This is a genomic window from Marinimicrobium sp. UBA4209 (assembly GCF_002381585.1).
GTDB classification, from domain to species: Bacteria; Pseudomonadota; Gammaproteobacteria; order Pseudomonadales; family Cellvibrionaceae; genus Marinimicrobium; species Marinimicrobium koreense.
The window spans coordinates 52,066-63,365 of sequence record NZ_DFTP01000093.1 but is presented as its reverse complement, the minus strand read 5'-3'; the positions used below and the strand labels follow the sequence as shown (position 1 = coordinate 63,365).

At 57.5% G+C, this 11,300-nt stretch carries 8 protein-coding genes; 7 read left to right on the top strand and 1 reads right to left on the bottom strand.

Annotated features, from left to right (window positions below):
• Positions 1-69: 69 nt before the first annotated feature.
• Positions 70-405 (bottom strand): ArsR/SmtB family transcription factor, encoded by a 336-nt coding sequence (locus tag B3187_RS13485; protein ID WP_286806993.1) that lies wholly within the window; start codon positions 403-405, stop codon positions 70-72.
• Between the two features lie 241 nt (positions 406-646).
• Here B3187_RS13485 and B3187_RS13480 point away from each other — a divergent pair, with 241 nt between their 5' ends.
• The 7 genes from B3187_RS13480 (at position 647) to B3187_RS13450 (ending at position 11,124) form a co-directional block, all read left to right on the top strand.
• Entirely contained in the window at positions 647-1,036 is a 390-nt protein-coding gene (locus B3187_RS13480) for a response regulator (RefSeq protein ID WP_286806992.1), read from the top strand.
• Positions 1,029-2,684 (top strand): diguanylate cyclase, encoded by a 1,656-nt coding sequence (locus B3187_RS13475; RefSeq protein WP_286806991.1) that lies wholly within the window; start codon positions 1,029-1,031, stop codon positions 2,682-2,684. The genes B3187_RS13480 and B3187_RS13475 overlap by 8 nt, the downstream gene beginning before the upstream one ends.
• Positions 2,685-2,723: 39 nt before the next feature.
• The gene (locus B3187_RS13470; RefSeq protein WP_286876190.1) at positions 2,724-5,912 is read left to right on the top strand and encodes a PAS domain-containing protein; all 3,189 of its coding nucleotides are present in this window, start codon (positions 2,724-2,726) and stop codon (positions 5,910-5,912) included.
• Between the two features lie 316 nt (positions 5,913-6,228).
• Complete coding sequence (locus tag B3187_RS13465) at positions 6,229-8,748, top strand: efflux RND transporter permease subunit (RefSeq protein ID WP_286806988.1); 2,520 nt, start codon at positions 6,229-6,231, stop codon at positions 8,746-8,748.
• A gap of 20 nt (positions 8,749-8,768) precedes the next feature.
• Positions 8,769-9,566 carry an outer membrane lipoprotein-sorting protein gene (locus B3187_RS13460; RefSeq protein ID WP_286806987.1) on the top strand — a complete coding sequence of 266 codons (798 nt, stop codon included), beginning with the start codon at positions 8,769-8,771 and terminating at the stop codon, positions 9,564-9,566.
• Positions 9,567-9,579: 13 nt separating this feature from the next.
• A complete protein-coding gene (locus tag B3187_RS13455) occupies positions 9,580-10,872 on the top strand; it encodes a hypothetical protein (RefSeq protein WP_286806985.1) in 1,293 nt (430 codons plus the stop codon).
• Positions 10,873-10,911: 39 nt separating this feature from the next.
• Positions 10,912-11,124, top strand: coding sequence for a YgaP family membrane protein (locus B3187_RS13450; protein WP_123637808.1), 213 nt, complete (start codon positions 10,912-10,914; stop codon positions 11,122-11,124).
• Positions 11,125-11,300: the final 176 nt, after the last annotated feature.

Below are 11,300 nucleotides of genomic sequence, written 5' to 3'. Positions count from 1 at the left end.
ACGGCGGATGCGGCCTGCGGCCTTATCCGCCCTACGCAACCTGTCGTGGTATCCGTTTGTAATCGCTACTTACGCCTCGGCCTGCTCGGGCATCAACCCCGGGCAATAAATGGACTGCAGCACCCGGATCACGCGCATGGCCTTGTCTCCCGCCAGGCGGTAATACACCGTCTGGGACTCCTTGCGGGTCGCCACCAGGCCCGCCCGACGCAGGTTGGCCAGGTGCTGGGACAGGGCCGACTGGCTGAGGGGAATGTGCTCGTTCAGCTCGCCCACGGACATCTCCCCGGCCCCCAGGGTGCAAAGCACCATCAACCGGTGCTCATTACTCATCTGTTTCAGCAGGTTGGCCGCGTCGCGGCTGTGGGCCTGCATCTCTTCCAGACCCGCGGTGAATGCGTTCATTCGGATTTCCGCCTCCGTATTGACAGTGACATCATAAAAACGCAATATCGACAAATTGTCAACATATCTAATTTAGCATATTCTAATTTATTGGTATTTGGCCTAACTTCGCTTGTCTGCAGGCCTAAAAACTCGCGTATGCCGTCGGGACGGGGCCGTCCAAACGAAGGCCTGGTCATTGGTGGATTACTGAATCGGAGTCTGCTAATTTAGAAATGAACCTTCAAATTGAGACCTGAGCATGCCCCCACTCGAGAAAGTCATGTATGTCGAGGACGACTCGGATATTCGTGAAATCGCCACCCTGGCGCTGCGCGATCTCGGGGGACTTGACGTTCTCGTCTGCGAGTCCGGCCAAGCGGCTCTGGCGAACGTCGATGCTTTTGAGCCCCAACTGCTGCTTCTGGATGTCATGATGCCTGAAATGGATGGCCCCGAGACCCTGGAAGCCTTGCGCCGTCAGGGGTCCATCAGCTCCGAGACCGCAGTGGCGTTCATGACGGCCAAAGTGCACCCAGAGGAGCTCGACCGCTATCGGAGCCTGGGTGTGAACGATGTCGTGCGCAAGCCCTTCGACCCCATGATACTGGCCGATGATGTCCGAGCGATTTGGGATCGAATTAATGGCTGACTTCTCCGACACCCAGGTTTTGAACTCCCGTCTGGACTCTTTGAAAGCCGCTTATCGTCAACGCCTTAAAAGAGAGCTGGCCGAGATTGAAAGCGTCATGGGCACTGCCAGACAAAACTCTCCAGAAAGCGATTCCATGCAGGCACTACACCACGCCCTGCACCGCTTGGCCGGGTCCGCCGGAACCTTCGGATTCCCACAGCTGGGACACCAGGCCAGAGCCCTGGAGCGACGGCTGGCGGACCACCTTGACGGAAAAAAAAGCCAGACCTCGGGGTTATCCACCACCCACTGGGCCGAGCTTCTTCAGAAGGCACTACGAGCGGATGAACGTGGTGAAAGCGCCCTGGGACTGGAGTCGCGTTCAACGAGTGACACCGACGGTCAACACCAGGTTTGGCTGCTGGAGAGAGACGCCATGTTGGCTGAGTATGTAGGTCAGCAGCTACAGAGTTTTGGCTTTGAAGTCAGACATTTGCGTGATGCCGCTGAGTTGAATCAGCGTGATGCCCCCACTCCCGACCTTCTGATCGTTGATCATCGCGCTTCTACTATTGAGGACTCTGAGACAGTCGGCTCAGATTACTGGAAGCCATTGTTGGCCGGTTTTCATTGTCCAATCATCTTTACCGGAGCGGAAGAGACATATCGCGCCAGACTTCAAGCAGTCCGCAGTGGCGCACGAGGCTATTTTGCCAAGCCATTGGACGTTCCCCAGCTTGCGGCGTATGCCGCTCGGCTACTGAAAATGAAAGACGGTGAGCCCGAGCGGGTTCTGATTGTTGAAGACGACGCGCCACTCGCTCAATACTGCCAGCACATTCTGGAGCACGCCGGAATGGAGGTGCGTTGGCTGAGTGAACCCGACAAACTGCTTCAGGTGGTCAGCGAGTTCGACCCGGAACTGATTCTTATGGATCTGTCCCTCCCTGATGTGTCGGGCGTTGAATTGGTGGCCGTGTTATCCCAATTCGAGCGCTGGGCCAACCTCCCCATTGTGTACCTGTCCGCTGAGTCGAACCCGCAAAAGCGCACCGAGGCCCTGATGACCGGTGGCGATGCATTTCTGGAAAAACCGGTCGATCCAAAGCTGCTTGTCAGCCTGAGCGAAAGCCGGGTCCGGCGCCTTCGGGAGTTGAAGCACGCGATGACGCGAGACGGCTTGACCGGCCTCATGACCCACGCCAGCATCAAAGAAGCCCTTGAGGCGGAATGGCAGGCCTCCAGAAGAACCGCAAGGCCGTTCAGTGTCGTGATGCTGGACATTGATCATTTTAAAGCGGTCAATGATCAATATGGTCACGCGGTAGGTGATTTGGTCATCAGCTCTGTAGGGACGTTTTTGCGGCAACACTTCCGGGCCACGGACCGCCTGGGTCGCTACGGGGGTGAAGAGTTCGCTCTGGTACTGCCGGGATGCACCGCCGAGAAAGCCGTTCAGTTAGTGGATGAGCTTCGCGAGGCATTTGCAGGGATACGGTTTTTTGGCAACGGTCGACATTTTTACTGTACGCTCTCTGCAGGCGTTACCGACAGCGACCAGTTTCCGGATGCACTGCCCGACACGCTGATCGAAAAAGCGGATCACGCACTGTACGACGCAAAAGATTCCGGCCGCAACCAAGTGTGTTTAGCCTTGTCCGATTGACCCACAACCCTCCGGGTTGGGTATAGAGCCATAACATCTATGAGTACATCCAGCACCCCCGTACTTGACCTCGAGCGGATCAACCGCATGGCGAGACAGCTCCTCGACATGCCGATTGCATTGATTTCACTGACGGATAATGGTCGACAACGGCTGGTATGCAGTGACGGACAAGCCCTTTCCGGCATACCAGAAGGTGACCGGATACTGGAGCACATACTTTGTGCCTCCGCCTCTGACCCGCTCACCGTCGAAGATGCGTCAGTCGATCCACAATTCAGAGATTCGCCGTGGGTGTCCGGAGAACCTTTTGTCCGTTTCGTCGCGGGTGCCGCGCTCCGGGATTCCGACGATCACCCGATTGGGACTTTATGCCTGCTCGATACTCGCCCCCGGTCAATTGATGCGGATCAGTACAACCAATTGAAGGACCTCGTGTCTCTGAGCGAAAACCTGATGCGGAGCGAAGCCCCCATCAGCGCTTCTCGCCTGGAGCTGGAGTCAGCGCTGGTAGACAGCGAGCGACAAGCCCGCCTGGTTATTGAAGGCACCGATGTGGGCACTTGGGAATGGAATGTACAAACGGGCGAAACGGTTTTCAATGAACGCTGGGCAGAAATCGTCGGCTATACATTGGCCGAGTTGGCGCCCATATCGATCGACACCTGGATGAGTCTTGCGCATCCGGACGATCTGGCCCAGTCCGAAGCGCTACTGAACGCCCACTTCCGTGGCGAGACGAGACATTATGACTGCAAGGCACGAATGCGTCATAAGCAAGGGCATTGGGTATGGGTGCACGACAGGGGGCAGGTCTTCGAATGGACGGCCGAGGGGGAACCTCTGCTGATGTATGGCACTCATGCCGACATCAGCCGGGACATTAAAGCCCAACAGACCATCGAAGAAAGTCTCGAAGAGTTCTCCTCCCTGATCGCCAACATGCCAGGGGTTGCCTACCGGTGCCGACACGACACCCCCTCGACTGTACTTTACGTCAACGATCAGGTCCAAACCCTCAGCGGCTACAAGGCCGAGGAGCTGATCAACAACACCGAAATCAATCTCACCACACTGATCCACCCCGACGATGTTGAGCGGGTTGCCCAAACCATCCAAAGCGCGGTCGATAACGACGAGGACTGGCACCTCGAGTACCGCATACGCCATCGCACCGGAGGCATTCACCATGTAGAGGAGCGCGGACGTGCGGTCGCAGGAAGCAGGTCAGAAAACAGAGTTCTTGAAGGGCTGATTGTCGACATTTCCCGCGAAAAAGAATCGCTCGCTCAATTGAACAAACACCACGAAGTATTGGTGCTTCTGAACGATATCGCTTTCAATACGCGAGAGACGGTCAACGACAAACTGTGTTACGCGCTCGCCAAGGCGAGACAGTTTCTCGGCATGGAGTTGGCTATTATCAGCAAGATCGAGAGTGACGTGTATACCGCTCGCTGGGTCGATGCCGAGCCGGACACCGGCATTCAGCCGGGACAGACCTTCAGCCTGGACGCCACCTGGTGTCAATTGCTCTTTTCCGGGGGAGAGACGGAACTGTTTCTTTCGGATGCCCCGAGCAGCCCATACGCCGAGCACCCGTGCTATCAGAGTCTACCCCTGGGCTCTTACATAGGCGTCACTTTGACGGTCGAAGGTGAATCCTTCGGCACTCTGAACTTCTCGTCGTCCAGCCAACGAGGAGAGGATTTTGACGAGACCGACCGTTTGTTCATTCGACTGCTCACGCGCTGGGTTTCAGACTTATTGGAAAGCGATACCGGGAATGAGCGATTGAACAAACTAATGGCCCAACTGCCCGGCATGGTATATCAGTATCGGCTTTTCCCGGATGGCAGATCGACCTTTCCGTTCAGCTCTCATCAGATCGAAAGCCTTTATGGTATCAGACCGGACCAGGCCGCCAGAGATGCCAGTTCCGTATTTGAGACCATTCACCCCGACGACCTGGAGGCAATCACACAAACCATAGAGGCGTCGAACCACTCCCTCAAAACCTGGCAGGGAACCTATCGGGTGAAAACGCGAGATAACCATTATCGGTGGATTGCGGGACAGGCGCGCCCAGAGCGTCTAAGTGACGGCAGCACCCTTTGGCACGGCTACCTGCACGATATTCACGATCAAGAGCTGGCGCGACAGGCACTTGAGCGAAATGAAACCCGGTTCCGCAGCCTGTTTGAGTTCGCCCCCATCGGCATGGCGTTAAACGACTACAAAACCGGTCGCTTCATTGATCTGAACGATGCGCTGATCAAACCCACCGGCTACACCCGCGAAGAATTTGTTCAGTTGAGTTACTGGCAGATCACCCCCGAGGAATACGCTGAAGACGAACAGAGGGCACTGAACGATCTGAAAACCCAGGGACGGTATGGCCCTTTCGAGAAGGAGTACATCCGCAAGGATGGTAGTCGCTACCCGGTAAAACTGCAGGGCATGCTCAGCCAGGATCCGGACGGACGGCCTGTAATCTGGTCCTTGATCGAAGACATCAGCGAACGGCGCCGACTGGAGCGAATGAAGGATCAATTCATCGCCACGGTCAGCCATGAACTTCGCACTCCCCTGACGTCGATCAAGGGATCGCTTGGCCTGCTGGCCGGAGGCGCTTTGGGCTCGATGTCAGATAGAGCCGCAAAGATGCTTCATACCGCTCAACGAAACGCAGACCGTTTGTCCTCACTGATCAATGACCTACTGGATATGGAGAAACTCGTCGCAGGGAAAATGCCGATGAATTTCGAGCAGCAGACTGTCGGCCCACTCCTGGATGAAGCCATCGACTCGATGACCAGCTACGGAGCACAGCACGACGTTCAATTGGTAGCGCCAGATAGCTGGCCAGAGGTACAAGTCAACGTCGATGGCACGCGCCTGATGCAGGCACTGAACAACCTGATCTCTAATGCGATCAAATTTTCTCCCGAGGGGGGTGCCGTGGAAATTTCGGTCGCACCGCAAGCGAACGTTATTGAAATTCGCGTGCGGGACTCGGGTCCCGGTATTGCGCCAGACTTTCGCAGCGAATTGTTCAAGCGGTTCTCTCAGGCCGATGGTAGCGACCGACGGAAGCTGCCCGGTACCGGGCTGGGGTTGGCAATCACCCGCGAGATCAGCCGCCAACTGGGTGGCGAAGTCGGCTATCGGGATGGACCTCAGGGGGGTAGCGAATTCTTTATCACCCTACCTCGATTGAACGACTGACCCAGCCCTTCAGTGCCATCATACCGCCAGGTCGCCTTGGTGGATGACGCGGCTTCACCGCTTATCCACCCTACCTGACCGACCTACCTCGAACACCTCTCCGGGTCTTTTGGGCCCCATGCCATTGGCTCGCAGGTACTTCCTGCGTGACACTCACCGTCTTTTCATTAAAAAATTATAATTTAGATATTTCTAATTTATAGAATCAATCGATATCCCCGTGACAACCCTTTCAAGCTTTAGTATATTTATTAGATATTTCTAATTTAGATAACTCTCAACACTATTGCTATTGCTCGCTACTGGAGATTCATTGATGGCCCGACGCTTGCTAAATCTGGCGCTTAACCACCGCAAGGCGGTATTTTGGGGGCTGGGCCTTTTGACCCTGGCGTTCAGCGCCCTGCTGCCGCTGATTCAGATCGACACGGACCCGGAGAACATGCTACCGACGGACAACCCCGCCCGGGTATTTCACAACGAAGTGAAGGAGCGCTTCGATATGCACGACACCATTGTGGTGGGCGTGGTGAACGAGCAATCCGTGTACAACCCGCAAACCCTGGCCAACCTGCACAGCCTGAGTGAGTTTGCCGAAGGGCTGGACGGGGTAATTGCCCCGGATCTGATGTCCCTGTCGAATGTCGACAACATTACCCAGGAAGGCGCGGGCACTCTGCGTTTTGAGTGGATGATGCGCGAGCCACCGGACACTCAGGCACAGGCCCGGACCATCCGCGAGAACGTGGAAGACCTGCCGCTGTTGTTCAACACCCTGGTGTCAGAGGACGGCAAGGCGGCCGCCATCTACGTGCCGATTGAAGACAAGAACCAGAGCTACGCGATTGGTCGGGAGCTGCAGTCCCACATTGATGGCTTTGAGGCCGGGGACGATTGGCACATCACCGGTCTGCCCATCGCCGAGGACCGCTTCGGCTATGAAATGTTTGTTCAGATGGGCATTTCCGCCCCCTTGGCAGGCCTGGTGATCTTCATCCTGTTGTGGGTGTTTTTCCGCAACATCCCTTTTATTGTGGCACCGATGATCGTCTCCGTGAGCACGGTATTGATCACCATGGGCGCCTTGATCGGGGCCGGTTTTACCGTTCATATCATGTCTTCCATGATCGCCATTTTCCTGATGCCCATCGCCGTGGTGGATTCGGTGCACATCATGTCCGAGTTTGCCGACCGCTACCGCAAGGGCAGCAGTGTGCGCCAGGTCGTTACCGAAGTGATGGGCCATCTGTTCACGCCGATGCTGTTCACCTCGGTCACTTCATCTATCGGTTTCCTGTCATTGATGCTGACCCCCATTCCGCCGGTGCAGATTTTCGGCTTTTTTGTGGGCCTGGGCATCATGCTGGCCTTTCTTTCCACCATCATTTTCATTCCGGCCTATCTGGTGAGTCTGAACCCCGCCACCCTGGATCGCATGGTGGATAAATTGCCGGCCGAAGATCGTTCCCTGGTGGCCCGTGTACTGCCGCCCCTGGGCAAACTGGCCCGTTCCCACGCCAAACTCTGGACGGTCGGCTTTGTTGCCCTCTTTGCGGTGTCGGTGTGGGGAATCACCCAGATCCAGATCAACGACAATCCGGTTCGCTGGTTCAAGTCCGACCACGAGCTGCGCATTGCCGACCGGGTGCTGAACGATCACTTCGCGGGTACCTACGATGCCTTTATGGTATTCCAGTCCAGCAGTGACGCGGTCGACAAGGCCCAGTCCGCGCTGACCGATGCAAGCACCAACGAGTCACTGAGCGAAGCGACCCGCACATGGTTGAAGGACCAGACACTGGACAGCCCCGAGTCTCTGTCCGACCTGATTCTGGCCCTGGACGATCGTCTGTTCGAGGTGGGCGGTGAAGATGCCGACGCCCTGGAAGCACTGATGAACCAACTCGAACAACTCGACAGCCAGAGCCAGGCGTTTTTGCAGCCGGAGAATCTGGAATATATCCAGCAGCTCGAGCAACACCTGGCCAGCACCGGCCTGGTGGGCAAGAGCAACAGTCTGGCCGACGTGGTGAAAACCGTGAACCGCGAGCTGCGCTCCGGCGAAGCGGAGGATTATCGCTTGCCTGACTCCGCCGATGCCGTGGCCCAGACGCTGCTGCAATATCAGTCCTCCCACCGTCCCCAGGATCTGTGGCACTTCGTCACGCCGGATTACCGCGAATCCCTGGTGTGGCTGCAACTGACCAGCGGTGACAACCAGGATATGACCGCGGTGGTGGAGTCGGTAGACCAGTACTTGCAGGACAACCCATTGCCCGCAGGTCTTAATCTCGAATGGGCCGGCAAGTCCTACCTCAATGTGGTCTGGCAGGCGGAAATGGTCGAGGGCATGGTAGGCAGTCTGATCAGCGCCTTTGTGATCGTACTGATCATCATGATGCTGCTGTTCCGCTCCGTGGCCTTCGGCATTGTCGCCATGCTGCCCCTCACCCTGACCATCACCGGGATCTACGGCCTGATCGGCTGGGTGGGCAAGGATTACGACATGCCCATAGCCGTGCTCTCGGCGCTGACCCTGGGGCTGTCCATCGACTTCGCGATTCATTTTGTGGAGCGCACCCGGGCCTATTTCCGCGAAACCGGCGACTGGTCGAAGACCATGCAGCTCATGTTCCTGGAGCCGGGCCGGGCCATTACCCGCAACGCCATTGTGATTGCCGTGGGCTTTACCCCGCTGCTGGTGGCACCACTGGTGCCCTACATCACCGTGGGCTTTTTCCTGGCCACCATCATGGCGCTGTCCGCCCTGGTGACCCTGATCCTGCTGCCCACGGTCATGACCCTGCTGCAACGCTGGTTGTTTCGCGCATCCTAACCAATTGAATGGAGAACCTGATGATGAACATCAAAACTGTATTGGCAACCGCGGCCCTGACGCTGTTCGCCGTAGGCGCTCAGGCCGATGAAGCCTTGACCGATCCGCGCGAGATTGTGCGCAAAGCCGAACGCGTCGCGTTTTACTCCGGTGACGACGGTCGCAGCGAAGCGCGCATGCTGATCACCGACAACCAGGGCCGGCGGCAGGTCCGCCAGTTCACTATCCTGCGCAAAACCCGGGATGACAATCAGACCCAGGACATGATGGTTTTCTTCTCCCGCCCGGCGGACGTGCGCAACACCGTCTTCCGGGTGATCAAGCGCACCGAAACGGACGATGATCGCTGGCTGTATCTGCCCGGGCTGGACCTGGTCAAGCGCATCTCGGCGGGCGACAAGCGCACCTCCTTTGTGGGCTCGCATTTCTTCTATGAAGATGTCTCCGGCCGCTCCACCGATCTGGATGACTATGAGCTGCTGGAAACCACCGACGAACACTACCGCCTGCGCGGCACCGCCAAGGACCCGAGCGAGGTCGAGTTCAGCCACTACGAAGTCACCATCGATCGGGAGACTCTGCTGCCGGTGGGCACCGACTACTACAACGACCGGGGCGAGGTGTATCGCCAGATGGAAGTGAAAAAGATTGAAACCATCGAAGGCTATCCGACGGTGGTGCACTCGATCATGCGCGATCTGGACACCGGCGGTGAGACCGAAATGCAGTTCCGCAACGTGCGCTACGACCTGGGCATTCCGGAGAACATTTTCTCCGAGCGCAGCCTGCGCAACCCGCCCACTGACTGGTTGAACTGAAGGAGCCTCATTCATGCGTTGGACGTCGCTTGCGATCAGGTCACTGCTGGTCAGCCCCTTGCTCTTGAGCGGTCCGTTGCTGGCACAGACCGACGACGGTTGGGATGACTGGGAAACCGGCGACTGGGAAGAAGAGGCCGGCCCGGCGTTCCCGCTCTATGGCTTTATCGAGCTGGGCGCGGGTTCGCGCCTGGACCGCAGTCCCCATCACGACCGGCTGAGTCTGGGGGAAGCCCGGGCCCGGTTGGAAACCGACGGCTCGACGAGCCGGTTTCAGTACACCGTCAAGGGTGACCTGGTCTATGACGAGGTGCTCGGCGAATGGGACGCCCAGGCACGCGAGCTGACCGTCAGTAACGGCATCGGCGATCACCTGGATGCGAAGCTGGGCCGTCAGGTGATGACCTGGGGCACCGGGGATTATGTGTTTCTGAATGATCTGTTTGCCAAAGACTGGCAGGCATTTTTTATCGGTCGGGACGATGAATACCTCAAGGCGCCGCAGGATGCGCTGCGTCTGTCCGGCTACTTTGACCGCGGCAATATCGAGCTGGCCTGGACACCGGAGTTCGAACCCGATGTCTACCCGCGCGGCGAACGCCTGTCGGTATTCAATCCCATGGAGGACCAGATCATCGGCGAAGCCCAGGCCTTTGTGGCCGACACTCCGGATGACGATGAACTCGCCCTGCGCGTCTATCGCAACATCGGTTCCACCGAGTGGGCCCTGTATGGCTACGACGGTTTCCACAAGAGCCCCACGGCTTTGAGTTCGGATGGTCAGCCCACCTTCTCGCGCCTGCGCGCCTTGGGCGGCTCGGTTCGCCTGCCCCTGGGCCCGGGACTGTTCAATGCCGAGGTGTCGCACCACGACAGTCTCGACGACCCGAGCGGCACGGACCCGCGAACACCCAACAGTCAGTGGCGCGCCCTGGTTGGCTACGAGAAAGAACTGTTGACCCGTCTGACCGGCAGCCTGCAACTGTACCTCGAGCACACCCAGAACCATGACGAGTTGGTGCTTAACAGCCCGAATCCCGAATGGGAGGCGGAGCAGAACCGCACTCTGGTCACCACCCGACTGACCTGGCGGGATGCCCGGGACACGATGACCCTGTCCCTGTTCGCGTTCTACTCCCCCAGCGATGAGGATGGCCATGTGCGTCCGCGGTTCGATTATCGCTTTGACGACAATCTGAGCCTGAGTACCGGTTTTAACCTATTCTTCGGAGAGGAAACCCACAGTTTCTTCGGGCAATTCGAAGACAACAACAACGCGTATGCACGCATTCGATACGCGTTTTAATCAACGGCTTTAACAACGCAAGCAAACGAGGAAATTACCATGAGTCTTGAACGTGCTGTCACCGCTTTCGCCGGTTTTATGATCCTGCTGTCCGTTGCTCTGACCTACTGGGCTCACCCCGGTTTTGTCTGGCTGACGGTCTTTGTGGGCGCCAATCTGTTTCAGCAGTCCTTTACCGGATTCTGTCCGGCGGCGTCGTTTATGCGTAAGGTGTTTGGGTTGAAGACCGAGGCGGAACTGGCGAGGTTATAGACATTTCGGCGGATACAGCGTGGCTTGGTTACGGCGGATGCGGCCTGCGGCCTTATCCGCCCTACGCGAGCTGCCGTGGTTTACGTAGGGCGGATCGGTCCGACGTATCGGAGCGAAGCGCATCCGCCGTTCCCCACGCACAACGACCGAAACATGCGTAGGGCGGATAAGCGCGA

Excerpts from the sequence above, each read along its gene's own strand:
- B3187_RS13485 (WP_286806993.1), bottom strand. The coding sequence starts at position 405 with ATGAACGCATTCACCGCGGGTCTGGAAGAGATGCAGGCCCACAGCCGC.
- B3187_RS13480 (WP_286806992.1), top strand. The coding sequence starts at position 647 with ATGCCCCCACTCGAGAAAGTCATGTATGTCGAGGACGACTCGGATATT.
- B3187_RS13475 (WP_286806991.1), top strand. The coding sequence starts at position 1,029 with ATGGCTGACTTCTCCGACACCCAGGTTTTGAACTCCCGTCTGGACTCT.
- B3187_RS13470 (WP_286876190.1), top strand. The coding sequence starts at position 2,724 with ATGAGTACATCCAGCACCCCCGTACTTGACCTCGAGCGGATCAACCGC.
- B3187_RS13465 (WP_286806988.1), top strand. The coding sequence starts at position 6,229 with ATGGCCCGACGCTTGCTAAATCTGGCGCTTAACCACCGCAAGGCGGTA.
- B3187_RS13460 (WP_286806987.1), top strand. The coding sequence starts at position 8,769 with ATGATGAACATCAAAACTGTATTGGCAACCGCGGCCCTGACGCTGTTC.
- B3187_RS13455 (WP_286806985.1), top strand. The coding sequence starts at position 9,580 with ATGCGTTGGACGTCGCTTGCGATCAGGTCACTGCTGGTCAGCCCCTTG.
- B3187_RS13450 (WP_123637808.1), top strand. The coding sequence starts at position 10,912 with ATGAGTCTTGAACGTGCTGTCACCGCTTTCGCCGGTTTTATGATCCTG.